Source organism: Sinomonas sp. P47F7, assembly GCF_049332655.1.
Lineage (GTDB): Bacteria > Actinomycetota > Actinomycetes > Actinomycetales > Micrococcaceae > Sinomonas.
Genome location: NZ_CP186327.1, coordinates 194,282 through 210,018 on the forward strand (window position 1 = coordinate 194,282; position 15,737 = coordinate 210,018).

The 15,737-nt window shown below is 70.7% G+C and carries 15 protein-coding genes; 9 read left to right on the forward strand and 6 right to left on the reverse strand.

Going from position 1 to position 15,737, the window contains the following annotated elements; genetic code table 11:
* Positions 1 to 31 precede the first annotated feature (31 nt).
* The 6 genes from dhaK (at position 32) to ACOKR1_RS01000 (ending at position 5,780) form a co-directional block, all read left to right on the forward strand.
* A complete protein-coding gene (gene dhaK, locus ACOKR1_RS00975; protein WP_422934925.1) occupies positions 32 to 1,033 on the forward strand; it encodes a dihydroxyacetone kinase subunit DhaK in 1,002 nt (333 codons plus the stop codon).
* Between the two features lies 1 nt (position 1,034).
* On the forward strand, positions 1,035 to 1,682 hold the full coding sequence (gene dhaL / locus ACOKR1_RS00980) for a dihydroxyacetone kinase subunit DhaL (RefSeq protein WP_422934926.1): 648 nt from the start codon (positions 1,035 to 1,037) through the stop codon (positions 1,680 to 1,682).
* Complete coding sequence (gene dhaM / locus ACOKR1_RS00985; protein ID WP_422934927.1) at positions 1,679 to 2,356, forward strand: dihydroxyacetone kinase phosphoryl donor subunit DhaM; 678 nt, start codon at positions 1,679 to 1,681, stop codon at positions 2,354 to 2,356. The genes dhaL and dhaM overlap by 4 nt, the downstream gene beginning before the upstream one ends.
* Positions 2,357 to 2,525: 169 nt before the next feature.
* Positions 2,526 to 4,703 (forward strand): prolyl oligopeptidase family serine peptidase, encoded by a 2,178-nt coding sequence (locus tag ACOKR1_RS00990; RefSeq protein ID WP_422934928.1) that lies wholly within the window; start codon positions 2,526 to 2,528, stop codon positions 4,701 to 4,703.
* A gap of 2 nt (positions 4,704 to 4,705) precedes the next feature.
* Positions 4,706 to 5,176, forward strand: a complete 471-nt coding sequence (locus ACOKR1_RS00995) for a GNAT family N-acetyltransferase (RefSeq protein ID WP_415856708.1) — start codon at positions 4,706 to 4,708, stop codon at positions 5,174 to 5,176.
* Between the two features lie 43 nt (positions 5,177 to 5,219).
* Entirely contained in the window at positions 5,220 to 5,780 is a 561-nt protein-coding gene (locus ACOKR1_RS01000) for an amino-acid N-acetyltransferase (RefSeq protein ID WP_422934929.1), read from the forward strand.
* Between the two features lie 30 nt (positions 5,781 to 5,810).
* Here the strand turns inward: ACOKR1_RS01000 and ACOKR1_RS01005 are convergent, their stop codons facing one another.
* Both ACOKR1_RS01005 and ACOKR1_RS01010 read right to left on the reverse strand, forming a co-directional pair.
* Positions 5,811 to 6,266, reverse strand: coding sequence for a hypothetical protein (locus tag ACOKR1_RS01005; RefSeq protein WP_422934930.1), 456 nt, complete (start codon positions 6,264 to 6,266; stop codon positions 5,811 to 5,813).
* 77 nt (positions 6,267 to 6,343) lie between these two features.
* The gene (locus ACOKR1_RS01010; protein ID WP_422934931.1) at positions 6,344 to 7,321 is read right to left on the reverse strand and encodes an A/G-specific adenine glycosylase; all 978 of its coding nucleotides are present in this window, start codon (positions 7,319 to 7,321) and stop codon (positions 6,344 to 6,346) included.
* A 63-nt stretch (positions 7,322 to 7,384) separates the two neighbouring features.
* On the opposite strand from ACOKR1_RS01010, the gene ACOKR1_RS01015 reads away from it, so the two are divergent.
* On the forward strand, positions 7,385 to 8,095 hold the full coding sequence (locus ACOKR1_RS01015) for a hypothetical protein (RefSeq protein WP_422934932.1): 711 nt from the start codon (positions 7,385 to 7,387) through the stop codon (positions 8,093 to 8,095).
* Between the two features lie 64 nt (positions 8,096 to 8,159).
* On the opposite strand, the gene disA is transcribed toward ACOKR1_RS01015, so the two are convergent.
* The 4 genes from disA to ACOKR1_RS01035 all read right to left on the reverse strand — a co-directional run bounded on the left by disA (position 8,160) and on the right by ACOKR1_RS01035 (position 13,221).
* Complete coding sequence (disA, locus tag ACOKR1_RS01020; protein ID WP_422934933.1) at positions 8,160 to 9,236, reverse strand: DNA integrity scanning diadenylate cyclase DisA; 1,077 nt, start codon at positions 9,234 to 9,236, stop codon at positions 8,160 to 8,162.
* A 105-nt stretch (positions 9,237 to 9,341) separates the two neighbouring features.
* Entirely contained in the window at positions 9,342 to 10,733 is a 1,392-nt protein-coding gene (gene radA / locus ACOKR1_RS01025) for a DNA repair protein RadA (RefSeq protein WP_422934934.1), read from the reverse strand.
* 14 nt (positions 10,734 to 10,747) lie between these two features.
* Positions 10,748 to 11,800, reverse strand: coding sequence for an IS110 family transposase (locus ACOKR1_RS01030; protein WP_422934429.1), 1,053 nt, complete (start codon positions 11,798 to 11,800; stop codon positions 10,748 to 10,750).
* A 257-nt stretch (positions 11,801 to 12,057) separates the two neighbouring features.
* The gene (locus ACOKR1_RS01035) at positions 12,058 to 13,221 is read right to left on the reverse strand and encodes an FUSC family protein (RefSeq protein ID WP_422934935.1); all 1,164 of its coding nucleotides are present in this window, start codon (positions 13,219 to 13,221) and stop codon (positions 12,058 to 12,060) included.
* Between the two features lie 299 nt (positions 13,222 to 13,520).
* Between ACOKR1_RS01035 and pstS the strand changes: the two genes are divergently transcribed.
* Both pstS and pstC read left to right on the forward strand, forming a co-directional pair.
* A complete protein-coding gene (gene pstS / locus ACOKR1_RS01040) occupies positions 13,521 to 14,642 on the forward strand; it encodes a phosphate ABC transporter substrate-binding protein PstS (RefSeq protein ID WP_422934936.1) in 1,122 nt (373 codons plus the stop codon).
* Between the two features lie 80 nt (positions 14,643 to 14,722).
* Complete coding sequence (gene pstC / locus ACOKR1_RS01045) at positions 14,723 to 15,736, forward strand: phosphate ABC transporter permease subunit PstC (protein WP_422934937.1); 1,014 nt, start codon at positions 14,723 to 14,725, stop codon at positions 15,734 to 15,736.
* Position 15,737: the final 1 nt, after the last annotated feature.

The window sequence follows — 15,737 nt, forward strand, 5'->3', positions numbered from 1 at the left end:
ACCGTTCAGCTGAACCGATCGAAGGAGCGGCGTGAAGAAGCTCATCAATGATCCGAGGGCGGTGGTCGAAGAGTCCCTTGAGGGCTTCGGCCTTGCCCACGGGGAACTCGTCGAGGTGCACCGCGACCCGCTGTACGTGACGCGCGTGGGCGGCGCGGTGCCTGGCAAGGTGGGCCTCGTCTCAGGAGGCGGGAGCGGGCACGAGCCGCTGCACGCGGGGTATGTGGGGCGCGGCATGCTTGATGCCGCCGTCCCCGGCCCCGTCTTCACCTCTCCCACACCGGACCAGATCATCCCGGCGAGCCGAGCTGCGGACGGGGGCGTCGGCGTCGTCCTCATTGTCAAGAACTACACGGGTGACGTGCTCAACTTCGAAACAGCGGCCGAGCTGTGCGAGGCCGAGGGCATCGAGGTGCGGACGGTCCTCGTCAATGACGACGTCGCGGTCGAGGACTCGCTCTATACTGCGGGCCGGCGTGGCGTCGCGGGGACCGTGCTCGTCGAGAAGATCGCGGGCGCGGCCGCCGAGCGGGGAGACGCGCTCGATGCGGTCGCCGCGATCGCCGCGAGGGTCGTGGCCAATGTGCGGTCCATGGGCCTCGCGCTGCGCCCGTGCACCGTTCCGCACGCCGGACGGCCGAGCTTCGAGCTCGGCGAGGACGAGATCGAGATCGGCATCGGCATCCACGGGGAGCCCGGGCGCCGCCGCGTCGGCCTTGAGCAGGCGGACGCGCTCGCCGGCCATCTCCTCGACCCGATCCTCGGCGACCTGGGCCTCGACACGGGGGAGAGGGCGCTCCTGTTCGTCAACGGCATGGGCGGCACGCCGCTGTCCGAGCTGTACATCGTGTTCCGGCGGGCCTGTGAGCTGCTCGCCGAGCGCGGGGTGACGGTCGAGCGGAGCCTCGTGGGCAACTACACCACGGCGCTGGAGATGCAAGGCTGTTCCGTGACGCTGCTGCGGCTCGACAACGAGCTCACGGCACTGTGGGACGCGCCGGTCAACACGCCGGCTCTGCGATGGGGAGAGTGAGATGACGGATCTGGATGCAGCCTGGGCCGACCGCTGGCTCCGCGAATGCGCCCGGGTGATGGCGGCGCACCGCGAGGAACTCATCGACCTCGACCGGGCGATCGGCGACGGCGACCACGGCGAGAACATGGATCGCGGCTTCCGGGCGGTCGTCGAGAAGCTTGACGAGGGCCCGAGCGACTCGGTCGCCGCGGCGCTCAAGGTGGCCGCGATGATGCTCATGAGCAAAGTGGGTGGCGCGGCCGGCCCGCTCTACGGCACGGCGTTCCTCCGGGCGTCCGTCGCCGCGGGAGAGCGGAGTGCCCTCGACGGGCCCGCGGTCGAGGCGATGCTCGCCGCCGCGCGGGACGGGATCGTGGCGCGCGGCAAGGCTGAGCTTGGCGACAAGACGATGGTCGATGCGTGGACCCCGGCCGTCGCCGCCGCAGGTCGGGCGGGCGACGGCGAGGCCGCCCTGGCCGCCGCTGCGTCGGCGGCCGAGGCGGGCGCCCAGGCGACGATCCCGCTGGTGGCCCGGAAGGGGCGCGCGAGCTACCTCGGGGAGCGCAGTGCGGGGCATCTCGACCCGGGTGCCGTCTCGACGTCGTACATCCTGCGCGCGGCCGTGACCGCAGCGGTCTCCGAGATCAGCGCGGGCGGCTTCGAGTGACGCCAGTCGGGCTCCTCATCGTCTCCCACAGCGCGCGGCTCGCAGAGGGCGTCGTCGAGCTCGCCGCGCAGATGGCGGGTTCGGTGCCGCTCGTCGCGGCGGGCGGGACCGACGACGGCGGCGTGGGCACGAGCTTCGAGAAGATCCTGAGCGGGGTGGCCGAGGCTGATCGCGGCGAGGGGGTCGTGATCATGACCGATCTCGGGTCCGCGGTCATGACCGCGGAGTCCGTCCTCGAGTTCCTTGACGACGAGCAGCGCTCGCGGGTCCGGCTCGCGGACGCGGCGCTCGTGGAGGGGAGCGTCGCGGCCGCCGTCGCCGCCGAATCGGGGGCGGGGGTCGACGCCGTGGTGCGCGCCGCGGAGGAGGCCGTGCCGTGCGCGCCCGCCGAGGAGGGTCCCGAGGTGGGCGAGCCCTCGGCGTCGGCGGTGGTCACGCTGACGAATCGCGCGGGGCTGCATGCCCGGCCCGCCGCGGTCCTCGCGGGCCGGCTGTCGCAGCTCGACGCCGGGATCACGATCAACGGCGCGGACGCCCAGTCGGTGATGGCCCTCATGGCGCTCGGCGCGCGGAAGGACGCCCAGCTCGTGGTTGAGGCCTCGGGGCCCGACGCGGAGAAGGCCGTTCGCCTCGTGCGCGAGCTTGTGGAGCGGGGTTTCGGCGAGCCCGCCTGACGTTGCGCCGTCACGTCCGCAGGATGGCTCCCGTTGCGCCGTCACGTACACCGTGTAGAGGTGACGGCACAACGGTGTGGGAACGGGCCCAGGGGAGGTGTGAAAGAAGTGTTTCACCATGAGTGAACGCCTCTGTGCTCCACGCCACTTTCCGGGTTGAATCGGAGCCATGAGCGCTGACGCCGAAGCCGAGCCCCAGACCGAAACGCAGACCGAGCCCTCCACGGCGGAGAAACCAGCCGAGAAGCCGGCCCCCGCAACACCCTTCCACGACCTCGACCACTACGTGGCCATCCCGCGGCTCTCCGGCCTGGCACTGAGCCCCGACGGCACGCGCCTCGTGACCGCCGTCGCGACGCTCAACGGCAAGGGCACCGAGTACCGCTCCGCGCTCTGGGAGCTCGACGCGACCGGACAGCGGCCCGCGCGCCGCATCACGCGGAGCGCAAAGGGCGAGGCGGGGGCGGCGTTCGCGGCCAACGGCGACCTCTTCTTCACGTCCGCCCGTCCCGACCCCGAGAAGCCGGACGAGGATGCGGTCAACGCCCTCTGGCTCCTGCCGCGCGACGGCGGCGAGGCGCGCGTCGTCGTGAGCCGCGCGGGCGGCGTGAGCAGCGTCCTCTCGGCGCGCACGGCGGACGCGACGTTCGTCCAGGCCTCGGTCCTCCCAGGCAGCAAGGACGAGGTCGACGACGAGGAGCGCCGCAAGGGGCGCAAGGACGGCAAGGTCGCCGCGATCCTGCACTCGGCCTATCCCGTGCGCTTCTGGGACGCCGACCTCGGCCCCGGCGAGACGAGCCTGTTCGCCGTCGAACGTTCGGCGAAGGCGCCCGAGCCGGGCAAGCCGGGGACGGTCGACGAGGGCCCGGACTTGGAGCTCCGCAACCTCACGCCGGGAATCGGTACCGGCCTCATGTTCGGCGAGGCGACGGTCAGCCCGGACGGCTCCACCCTGTACGCGGGCGTCGTGAAGGCGCTCGCGAAGGCGGACCTCCGCATGGAGCTCGTGGCCGTGGACGCCGCGACTGGCATCCACCGCACGCTCCTCGCGCGGGACGCCACGGACTTCCACCCGGGGCCCGTGAGCCCGGACGGGACGCGCCTCGCCGTGATCCTCGAGCCCCACACGACCCCCACCGACTCGTACACGAGCGAGCTCCACCTCCTCGATCTCGCGAGCGGCGAACTGCGCCGCCTCGCGCCCGGATGGGACCGCCACCCGCATCCCGCGGAATGGCTCCCCGACGGCTCCGCGCTGCTCGTCACCGCGGACGACGGCGGCCGCTCACCTGTGTTCCGCATCGACGCCGCGAGCGGCGAGGTCACCCGAGTGACGCCCGACGACGCCGCGTACACCGACGTCGTCGTCGCGCCGGATGGGGCGAGCGCGTTCGCGCTCCGCAGTTCGTACCTGTTCCCCGCCGAGGCGGTGCGGATCGACCTCGCGACCGGCGAGGTCACGCGCCTGCAGAACCCCGCGGAGCGGCCCGAGATCCCCGGCCGGCTCGAGGAGGTTACCGCGACCGCCGCGGACGGCAGCCCGCTGCGCGCATGGCTTGCCCTCCCGCCGTCGTCGGCTCCTTCGGGCGCCCCGCGGGACCCGGGCGCAGACGGCGCCGCGAAACACCCGCTCCTCCTGTGGATCCATGGCGGCCCCATCGGCTCGTGGAACGCGTGGACGTGGCGCTGGAACCCGTGGCTCATGACCGCGCAGGGCTACGCCGTCCTCCTCCCGGACCCCGCCCTCTCGACGGGCTACGGCCAGGACTTCATCCAGCGCGGCTGGGGCCGGTGGGGCGCCGAGCCGTTCACGGACCTCATGACCATCATGGACGCCGCCCTCGAACGGCCCGACCTCGACGCGGGGCGGACGGCGGCGATGGGCGGCTCGTTCGGCGGGTACATGGCCAACTGGGTCGCGGGGCACACCGACCGCTTCCGGGCGATCGTCACGCACGCGAGCCTGTGGGCCCTCGAGGGCTTCGGCAAGTCCACTGACCTGAGCCAGTACTGGGCCAAGGAGATGGACGCCGCGATGACGGAGGCGCATTCGCCGCACCACTCGGTCGGCGAGATCCGCACGCCTATGCTCGTGGTCCACGGTGACAAGGACTACCGCGTGCCCATCGGCGAGGGGCTGCGTCTGTGGTACGAGCTCCTGAGCGCGTCGCAGCTCGCGACCGACGGCGAGGGCCGCACGCCGCACCGCTTCCTGTACTTCCCGGACGAGAATCACTGGATCCTCAAGCCGCAGCACGCGAAGGTCTGGTACGGCGTCGTGAATGCGTTTCTGGCTGAGCACGTCCTCGGGGAGTCCCGGGAGCTGCCCAAGGAGCTCGGGCTCTAGCCATGGGCGGCGACGCTGTGCGGCGGGCCACTCCGGGCGAGGCTGTGGTCGTCGCCGAGCTGCTCGATGCGTTCAACCGCGAATTCGAGTCCCCGACGCCGGGCATCCGCGCCCTCGCGGCGCGGCTGGTCGGGCTGCTTGGTGCCGGCGACGTGGTGGCGCTGCTCGTGGGGGAGCCTGCGGTGGGCCTCGCCGTGCTCACGTTCCGGCCGAATGTGTGGTTCGACGGACCGGTCGCGCTCCTCGATGAGCTCTACGTCGAGCCTGCGAGGCGCGGTGAGGGGCTCGGCGGCGAGCTCCTCGCCGCGGCCGAGGCTCTCGTGCGCGAGCGCGGCGCCGAGCTGCTCGAGATCAACGTGGACGGCGAGGACGTGGACGCGCGGCGCTTCTACGAGCGTCACGGGTACGCCAACCACGAGCCGGGCCAGACCGAGGCGCAGCTCTACTACTTCAAGGAGCTCTCGGGGCCGTAACGCGGCGCTCATCCCGGCCATACCCCGCCACTAGGATGGCACCATGACCGCCCCCCTCCCTGTCGTGACCGAGCCTGCCGCCCCGCCCTTCCGGGTGCGACGCGCGAGGACGAGCGACGTCGCGGCGATCAAGCAGCTCGTGGCCCCGCTTGCCGAGAAGCGGATCCTCATCTCGAAGGAGTCCGTGGCGTACTTCGAGGCCATTCAGGAGTTCCGCGTCGCCGAGGCCCCCGACGGCGAGCTCGTGGGCTGCGGAGCGCTGCACGTCATGTGGGAGGATCTCGCCGAGGTGCGCACGCTCGCCGCGGCGGGCACGTGGCGGGGGCGTGGCGTAGGGCACGCGCTCGTCGAGCAGCTTCTCGTGGACGCGTATGACGTCGGCGTCCAGCGCGTCTTCTGCCTCACCTTCGAGGTGCGGTTCTTCGAGCGGCACGGCTTCGAGGTCATGCCCGACCAGTCGGCCGTGGACCCCGAGGTGTACTCCGAACTCCTGCGCTCGCAGGACGAGGGCGTCGCCGAGTTCCTCGACCTCGCCCGGGTCAAGCCGAATACCCTCGGCAACACGCGCATGATCAAGTGGCTTGCGGGCCGCGCGCGGGAGTAGCGCGCCGCCCGTAGCCGAGCGACAGCCGGCTCAGCCCGCGTAGAGGCCCTGATTGTCCAGCGTGGCCTCGGCGATCAGTACCCGTTGGCACTGCCTGCCCCACGGGTATTCGACGCGGGGAGTGAATCTCACGTGGTTCGAGCCGATGGACTTGCCCGAGGTGTTCGTCCCCGTGACCGTCAGGTCGATGGGGCTGTCCGTCAGGATCATCATGATCTGGGCGCGCTTCGCGCCGAGCTGCGTGTTGGGTCCCGAATCGTCGGCGAGGGTGAGCGGCCCGCCGTGGCATTGGCCGTTCTGGCAGGCCTCGCCCGTGAGGGAGGTCGGGTCGAGGGTCGCGGCCCGTTCGGGCGTGACGTGGATTGTGACGATGGGCGCCGCGGCGATCATGGGGCACGCGATGGGCTGTGGGAGGCAAGCCGTCAGAAGCGTGCACGCACCGAGGGCGCACGCGAAGGCGGCCCCGAGCTTCCTGGCCCCTTGCATGAGGCGAGGGTAGGCCGCGGCGCGTGGCGACTCAATGCCTTTTCGGCCGCGTTCCAGCCACAGTACGGCCTACGGCTCTAAGGAAGCGCCAGCCCGCCGTCGTTCTCGGTCGCGAGTCCGTCCGCGAGAAGCCCCGCGATAGAGCGCTCGAGCTGCTCGGGCGCGGGCTCGAGCGCACGGAGACGCGCGAGTTCGGCGGCGACCGGACCGCCGTCGCCCGCCGCGACAAGCGCGGGGCCCTCGAAGAGCGCGCGCGGCACCGGCCGCGACGCGGCACGCAGCACGGCCATGACCGCGCCCCGCACCTGCCGATCCGTGCCGTGCCACGCCTGCCCCTTCGGCACGTACCGCGGCGGGGGCTCGCCCGCTGCGCGCCAAGCACACGCGTCGGCCACGGGGCACGCGTCGCAGCGCGGCGAACGGGCCGTGCACACGATCGCGCCAAGCTCCATGACGGCGACGTTCCAGCGCACGGAGGCGGCGCCGTCGTCCGGGAGCAGCTCCTCGGCAAGGCGACGCTCGGCGGCGGTGAACGACGGCGCGGGAAGCGCCTCGCCGCGCACGAGGCGCGCGTGGACGCGGCGGATATTCGTGTCGACGACGGCGGCACGCCGCCCGAACGCGAAGGCCGCGACTGCGGCGGCCGTGTATCCGCCCACGCCGGGAAGCGCGAGGAGGGCCTCCTCGGTGTTGGGGAGCTCGCCGCCGTGCTCTCCCGCGATGACGGCGGCCGCGGCGTGCAGCCGCAGGGCGCGGCGCGGATACCCGAGACGGCCCCACGCGCGCACGGCCTCGCCCGGCGGCTCCGCGGCGAGGTCCGCAGGCCGGGGCCAGCGCTCCATCCATTCACGCCAGACCGGCAGGACGCGGACCACCGGGGTCTGCTGGAGCATGACCTCGCTCACGAGGACGCCCCACGGCGGGCAGACAGGATCCCGCCACGGAAGGTCGCGGGCCTCGGTGGCGAACCAGTCGGCGAGGGTGCGATGCAAGCCCTCGAGGACTTCGGGCTCGGCGGTAGCGGTCAGGGGCGCTCCTCGGGTCGGGTGGGCCATTCCACTCTAGTCGGCGCGGCGCGGCGTCACGCCGCGGGACGAATGCTTTCCTAGCCTAGAAATATGGCACGGCGTGGCGGAAAGACTTCAGGGGCGCGGAGCGGAGGCGGGAGCGGCAAGGCTGCTCGGCCCGCCGCCCGTCAGAGTCCCGCCGTCTACCGTCGGCGCCGTGTGGTTCTCGGGACGCTCTTGGCCTGCCTCCTCGTGCTCCTCGGCGTGGGTGCGTGGGGCGCCGTCGGCCTCGTCCGCGGCGCTGGGTCCGCTGCCCCGGCCCGGACCGCGGACGACGGCGGCCCCCTCACCACTGCGACGGCGCCCGCGGATCCGGCGGCCGATTCCCCCGGACCGACGGCGACCGTCCCGCCCACCCCGACCACCCCGCCGACTCCCACGTGCGACCCCGCCAAGATCGTGGTCGCCGCCGCGACCGACAAGCCGCTCTACGGGCCCACGGAGAACCCCGTCCTGACGCTCAAGGTCACCAATCAGAACTCCATCCCGTGCCCTGTGAACCTCGGTACGTCCCAGATGGAGTACCTCATCACGAGCGGCCCGGACCGGATCTTCGACTCGAAGGACTGCCAGGACGGCGCGTCCGACCTCCCGAAGACGATCGCCGCCGGGGCCAGCGAGACAGCGAACTTCCCGTGGCCGCGCACGCGTTCGACCGAGGGGTGCAAGGCCGTCACGGTGAAGCCGCGTCCCGGCCAATACGTGCTCACGACGTCGCTCGGGGCGACTCAGAGCAAGAAGGCCGTCTTCGAGCTCCAGTAGGGGTTGTGGGGTCCCGTCCCTCAGGTTGTGGGGTCTTGTACCCGACGGCAGTGACCCCGCAACGTCAGAGGAAGCGGTCCAGGAGGCTCGCCTCGGCCATGCGGCTGAGCCCCTCGCGCACGGTGCGAGCCCGCTGCTCGCCGATGCCGTCCACGGTCATGAGGTCCTCGATGGTGGCCGCCATGAGGTTCTGGAGCCCGCCGAAGTGGTCCACGAGCCGGTCCGCGACCGCGCGCGGAACGGGCTTGAGCCCCGTGATGAGCCGATAGCCGCGGGGCTCGACGACGGCGTCGAGCGTCGCCTCGCCGCCCGCGTAGCCGAGGATTCCCGCAATGCGGTTGAGGTCGATGAGGTCCGTCGAGGATAGCCCAGCGAGCGCCTCGACGGCGCCGTCGATCATCTCCGCGGTCGCCTCGTCGCCCGCATAGTCACGGATCACGACGTCGCTGCCCGGCCCGCGCCCGACCGTGAGCTCCTCGAGCTGGAGCGAGAGCAGCCTGCCGTCCTCGCCGAGTTCGAGGACGTACTGGCCGATCTCCTCGGAGATGCGGCGCACCATCTCCTGGCGCTGAAGGGTCTGGGCGACGTCGCGCACGGTCACCATGGCCTCGATCTCGAGGGCCGAGAGCGAGTTCGTGACCTGGTCGAGCCGCGCGCGGTACCGCTCGAGCGTCGCGAGCGCCTGGTTCGCGCGGGCGAGCACCTTCTCCGAACCTTCGAGCACGTAGCGGAGGCCGCGGACGTACAGTGCGATGATCTGCATCGACTGGCTCACGGAGATGACCGGAAGTCCGGTTTGGATCGCGACGCGCTCCGCGGTGCGGTGGCGCGTGCCGGATTCGGACGTGGGAATCGTCGAGTCCGGGACGAGGTGGACGGCGGCCCTCAGGATCGTCTTCGCGTCGCGGTCCGTGACGATCGCGCCATCCATCTTCGCGAGCTCGCGAAGGCGCGTGGGGGAGAAGTCGATCCCGATCTCGAATCCGCCCGAGCAGATGGACTCGACGGTGCGATCGAAACCCAACACGATGAGTGCGCCCGTGCGCCCGCGGAGAATTCGTTCGAGGCCGTCGCGGAGCCCGGTTCCCGGTGCGACCCTGCCCAAGGTGGCGGCTAGCACTTCCTCGGGGCTCCGAGCCATATGACCTTCCCTTTCGCGGCACAACAAAGGCACCCACGCGGGCACTGAGTCCCATGGTATATGCGGGTCCGCTAACGGTTAGCCCCGCTAGACAACGATTCGGCGTCAGGACGGGGTGATCAGGAGACCGAGCGCGTCGGCCACGTGCCCGACCTCGCGCACCGAGAAGCCGTGCGGGATGTCGCCCGGCCCCGTGGGGCTCGCGGGCACGATCGCGTGGGTGAAGCCGAGGCGGTGGGCCTCTTGAATGCGCCGGTTGATTCCGGGCACGGGGCGCACCTCGCCCGCGAGGCCGACCTCGCCGAACGCGATGAGCCGCTGCGGGAGTGCCTGGCGCGTCTTGGCCGAGGCGACCGCGAGGGCCACCGCGAGATCCGTCGCCGGCTCGCTGAGCTTCACGCCGCCCACGGTGGCCACGTAGCTGTCATCCTTGTGGAGCACGCAGCCCGCGCGCTGCTGGAGGACCGCGAGCAGCATCGCGACGCGCGAGGAGTCGAGCCCGCTCGTGGCCCGGCGGGGCTGCGCGTTCGTGCTCTCCGCCAGCAGTGACTGAACCTCCGCGAGCAGGGGCCTCCGCCCTTCGAGCGTCACGGTGATGCACGTCCCGGACACGGGCTCGCGCGTCCGGGAGACGAACAGCCCGGACGGGTCCGTGACGCTTGTGATCCCCTCCTCGCCGAGGTCGAAGCAGCCCACCTCGTCAGTGGGACCGTAGCGATTCTTGACGGCGCGCAGGAGCCGGAGGCGCGAGTGGCGCTCGCCCTCGAACTGGCACACGACGTCGACGAGGTGTTCGAGGAGCCGTGGGCCCGCGATCGAGCCCTCCTTCGTCACGTGGCCCACGAGGAGCGTCGTCATGTTGCGCCGCTTCGCCGCGGCGATGAGCGACGCCGCGACCTCGCGCACCTGGGAGACCCCGCCCGCGCTGCCCTCGACCTCGGAGCTCGAGAGGGTCTGCACTGAGTCGACCACGAGCAGCCTCGGCTCGAGCTTCTCGACCTGGCCGAGCGCTTGGCCGAGGTCGGTCTCCGCCGAGAGGTAGAGCCCGGACGCGACCGCGCCGATCCGCTCGGCGCGCAGCTTGACCTGCGCCGCGGATTCCTCGCCCGTCACATACAGCACGCCTCCGGTCCCGGCCGCCGCGACCTTGGCCGCGACGTCGAGCAGGAGCGTCGACTTGCCCACGCCCGGTTCTCCCGCGAGGAGGATGACCGCCCCCGGCACGAGCCCGCCGCCCAGCACCCGGTCGAGCTCGGCGACCTCCGTCGGGAGGAACGCCGCCTCGGTCGCGTCGATCTCGGCAATCAGGCGGGCCGGCTCGCGAACGGAGGCGGCCGCCGTCGTCCGCGCGACGACGCCCCCGATCTCATCAACGGTGCCCCACGCCTGGCACTCACCGCAGCGGCCCACCCACTTGGCCGTGGTCCAGCCGCATTCGGCGCAGCGGTAGCCAGCGGCGCCGCGGGAGGACTGGCGTGTGGAGGTCTTCGAAGCCATAGGTTTCTCCTATGTCAAGCCGCCGTCGCAGCGCAAGCTGCGGCGTGTGCTCGATGGTCGGTTTGGAGGTGGTTGTAGACGATGCGGGATAGGCGTCGTTTGAGGCAGCGGAGGGCTTCGGTCCTGCTGTCGCCTCCGTTGAGGCGTTTCTCGTAGTAGGCCTTGCCCAATCCCTGTATCCGGATTTGGGTGACGGCGATGCGGTGAACGGCTGCATTGAGCTGGCGGTTCCCGGAACGGGTGAGCCGGACGCGGCCCGCGGTGTTGCCCGACCAGACCGGGACCGGGGCGATGCCGGAGTAGCGGGCGAACGCTGCCTCGGACTTGAACCGGGCGATGCCGGCGACCTCCCCGACGATCTTCGCCGCGGTCAGCGCCCCGCACCCGGGAATCGCCACGAGGGCAGGGGCGGCCTCGCGGGCCCGCGCTGTGATGCGCTTCTCGAGCGCGTCGATGCGGCCGGTGAGCTCTTCGACGTCGCCGAGCTCGTCCAGGGCGAGCTCGGCGACGATCCCGTCGAGGGCTTCCAGCCAGGCGCGCAGGCGCTGCTGGTGCTTGCGGCGGTCCAGCGACCGGGCGGGCGGGGCCATCGCGGGGTCGAGCTCGTGGACCCGCCACAGCAGCCGGTTCACCGTCGCGGTGCGGTGCTTGATCAGGTCTTCCCGCCGGTCCACCAGGAGCCTGAGCTCCCGGGAGGCCTCATCGTGAACCGCGGCGGGCAGGTCCGGCTCCCGCAGCACCGCCCGGGCCACGGCAAGGGCATCGATCGGGTCCGACTTGCCCCGGGTCCGTGCCGAGGCCCGCGCCTGGGCCATGAGCTTCGGTGGAACCCGCACTACCTGCTGGCCCGCGGCCAGCAGGTCCCGCTCGAGCCGGGCCGAGAGGTGACGGCAGTCCTCCACGCCCCACCGCACCTCCTCGCCGAAGCGTTCCCTGGCCCAGCGGATCGCCTTCCGGTGGCCCTTCTCATCGGCCGACACCGTGACGTGGCCGAGCTCGCGGCCGACCTCATCGGCCGCGACGAACGTGTGGGTGTGCTTGTGGACATCGGCGCCAACGACAACCATGGTGGTTGCCTCCCTTCATCGTGAGGAACGGCTGGGCCGGTCGGCGGACATACCTCAGTGGGGGCGACGCCACGCTCCTATCAAGTCACGCCGGCCGGTCCATCACACCCGACGCCGGCAAAACGCATGGACGCCAGCCCGAAAGCGGCACCAAGGCTACGAGCCAGACGACGGGTGATCAGGATCCAACCACCGCAACAGCGGCAGCACCACCCTCACACTGACCCAAGGCTAGTTCGGGGCCCCGACATTTTTGGCTAGAGGTCTGGCAAGAGCGCCACTGCGTCGTCGTGTTCGTAGCCGGTGGCCTCGAGGAGGTCCACGATCATGGGCCGCACGAGGATCACGAGCGCCTCGCCCTCGAGCCGCTCAACGTGGAGCTTCTTGGGGTGCGCTCGGGACGCGATGTCCTCGAGCATGAGCCCCGCGCTGCGCAGATTGACCCTGCGCTCCTCGCGATCCCACGTCGACAGGCCCGCGGCCACGAGGTCGAGGGACTCCGCGGTGTCCGAAAGGAGGTCCGCGATGCTCTCCGCCGCGAGCTCGGACAGGGCCGCGTTATTGATGGTGCTCGTGAGCCGCCGCGCGACCACGCGGCCGTTGCGCAATGCAAGGTCGAGGTATTCGACCGCCCGAGCGAAGTCCTCGATCTCGCCGCGGAAGCGCCGGTACGCCGGGGCGATCGTGGCCACCTCGCCCGAGGTCTTGAGGGTCGCGCGGATCGTGTCGACGAGGCCCTGCGAGCCCCTCCCGCGCACGAGTGCGTGCCACGCGCGGGTCGAATCGCTCTCGGTGAGCGCGTCCGCACATTCCTGGAGCATCGCCGAGAATGCCGCAACGAGCTCTTGAAGGTCCTGCCGCGGCTGAACCCGCGGATCGCGGGGCAGGAGTGCGGTGATGAGCAGCGAGACCAGGCCGCCGACCACGGCGTCGAGGCTGCGCGTGAACGGGCCGCCAACGGGCGCCGGGAGGAGCACCACGAAGAGGGCCTGGATGCCCAGCTGCGTCGCGAAGATGACGCCGCGGTCGAGGAACCGCGCGAAGAGGAGCGAGGCCATGAGGACTACGCCGGCCTGCCAGATCCCGGCGCCGAAGTACGTGACCATGAGGTCGCCGAGCACGATCCCGAGCGTGCAGCCCACCGAGACCTCGAGGACCTTTCGGATGGTCAGATCGCGGCCGAAGCCGAGCGCGATGAGCGCCGATGTGGCCGCGAAGATCGGGCCCACGTGGCCCAGGGCGTAGTACGCGATGAGGTACGCGAGGACGGCGCCCACGGTCATGAGCAGCGCGGGGAGCGCGGAGGCGCGCGTACGGGACCAGCCGGCCCTGGCCCGTTCGCGCGCGAGCTTCGAGATCCCGGCCACCCGCGCTCGTGCCGCTGCACCCGGCGTCGTCACGTCGGCCTGCGAGGTGTCCATAGAGGAAGTTTAAGGAGGCGGCGCAGACAGCAACGAACGACGGCGGAGCGTGCCATGGCGTTCACCGAACCTTTGCCGTGGGTTGGCTGGATGCTTTTAGTCTCTCAGGGGTGTGATCTGCAAGACTCCCGCGCGACAAGTCACCCGAACTCCGTCTCTCGTTAACCTCTCGTTCACCCGGCCCAACGAGTCTCTTTACTTGCGAACCCTAGGTTCGAGCCAGTACGACTCGTACGCACCTGCTGGGAAAGCGCTCTTCGCACGGGCGCACCTCAAACACCCTGGAAGGGGTTAAATTCGTGAAGGCTAACCGTTTCGGCCGCCTCTCGGCCGTTGCTCTCGTTGCGGCTGGTGCGCTTGCGCTGTCCGCGTGTGGGTCCGACAACGCGACCAACTCGGGCTCGAGCGCCTCGTCGACGCCCTCGGGCCCGAAGGTCACGGGCACGCTCACCGGCACCGGCTCGAGCGCCCAGTCGGCCGCGATCGACGCGTGGAAGCAGGGCTTCACCCAGGCGAACCCAGGCGTGACCGTCCAGTACTCCCCTGATGGCTCCGGCGCCGGCCGGAAGACGTTCATCTCCGGCGCGAGCCAGTTCGCAGGCACCGACGCGGCCATGTCGACGGACGAGCTCACGTCCGCCAAGGCCGTCTGCGGGACCGACGGTGCGCTCGACCTCCCCGTCTACATCTCCCCGATCGCCGTGACGTTCAACCTCCCGGGCGTCAGCGACCTCAACCTGACGGCGGACACGATCGCGAAGATCTTCCGTGGCCAGATCACGAAGTGGAACGACCCGGCCATCGCCGCGGACAACTCCTCCGCAAAGCTGCCGGACCTCAAGATCACGCCGGTTCACCGCTCCGACGACTCGGGCACCACGCAGAACTTCACGGACTACCTCAACAAGGCCGCCCCGTCGGTCTGGACCGACAAGTCGAGCCAGACCTGGCCGGCCTCGCTCCCGGGCGAGAACGCCAAGGGCACGTCCGGCGTCGTCAAGACGGTCACCGACACGCAGGGCGCCTTCGCCTACGCCGATGACTCCGCCGTGAGCGGCAGCCTCGGCAAGGCCAAGATCAAGGTGGGCGACACGTTCGTCGCGCTTTCTGCCGCCGGTGCCGCGAAGGCCGTTGAGCTCTCCAAGCCGGCCGACGGCCGCGCCGCCAACGACCTCGCGCTCAACCTGAACCGCACGCTCACGGACAGCTCGGCCTACCCGATCGTTCTCGTCTCCTACCACGTGGTCTGCACCACGTACAAGGACCAGGCCACGGTTGACCTCGTCAAGGCGTGGGAGACCTACGTCGCCTCGGATGCCGGCCAGAAGGCCGCTGCCTCCGCGGCAAAGAGCGCCGCGCTCTCCTCGACCCTGGCTGCCAAGGTCAAGACGGCTGTCGACTCGATCAAGGTCAAGTCCTAGTAGTAACTGAGCCAGTGCAAGGCCCGCTTCGGTCTCAGGCCGGGGCGGGCCTTACGCTGAATGGGAGAGGACGTGTCAAGATGACGAGAGCCGCCGACGAGACCGCCCACGCTTCATCCAAGGGACCTGATGTGACCACAACTGAGACAAAGACCCCCGAGCAGTCAGGCGGTGCCCGCAGGCTCACGTCGCGGAACGGCGCCACGGGGGACAGGATCTTTTCGGGCGCTGCTCTCGCAGCGGGTGTGGTCATCTTGGTGGTCCTCTTCGCCGTCGCCGTCTTCCTCATCGCGCAGGCGTTGCCGGCGCTCGTGGCCCCGCAGGACCAGATCGCCAGCGGAAAGGGCTTCTGGGCCTACATCGTTCCCCTCGTCATCGGCACCGTCATCGCGGCGGCCATTGCACTCATCGTCGCGACTCCCATCTCGATCGGTGTGGCGCTCTTCATCTCACACTACGCTCCGCGGCGCCTCGCGCAGATCCTCGGCTACGTGATCGACCTGCTCGCCGCCATCCCGTCGGTCATCTTCGGCGCATGGGGCATCTCGTTCCTCGCGCCCGCGCTCGTACCCGGCTACAACTGGCTCGCGTCCGCGCTCGGGTGGATCCCGATCTTCGCGGGCCCTCCCTCGGCGACCGGCAAGACGATCTTCACCGCCGCCGTCGTGCTTTCGGTCATGGTCATCCCGATCATCACCTCGATCTCGCGCGAGATCTTCCTCCAGACTCCGAAACTGCACGAGGAAGCCGCCCTGGCCCTCGGCGCCACTCGGTGGGAGATGATCCGCATGGCCGTCTTCCCGTTTGCCCGCCCGGGCATCATCAGCGCGATCATGCTCGGCCTCGGCCGCGCGCTCGGCGAGACGATGGCCGTGGCCCTCGTGCTCTCGTCGGGTCCGCTCATCGTGAGCCTCATCCAGTCCGGCAACCAGACCATCGCCGCGGAGATCGCCCTCAACTTCCCCGAGGCAAGCGGCCTGAGCCTCAGCACGCTCATTGCTGCGGGCCTCGTGCTCTTCGTGATCACGCTCGTTGTGAACGTCATTGCGCGGTGGGTCATCAGCCGCCATAAGGAATTCTCGGGAGCGAACTGAC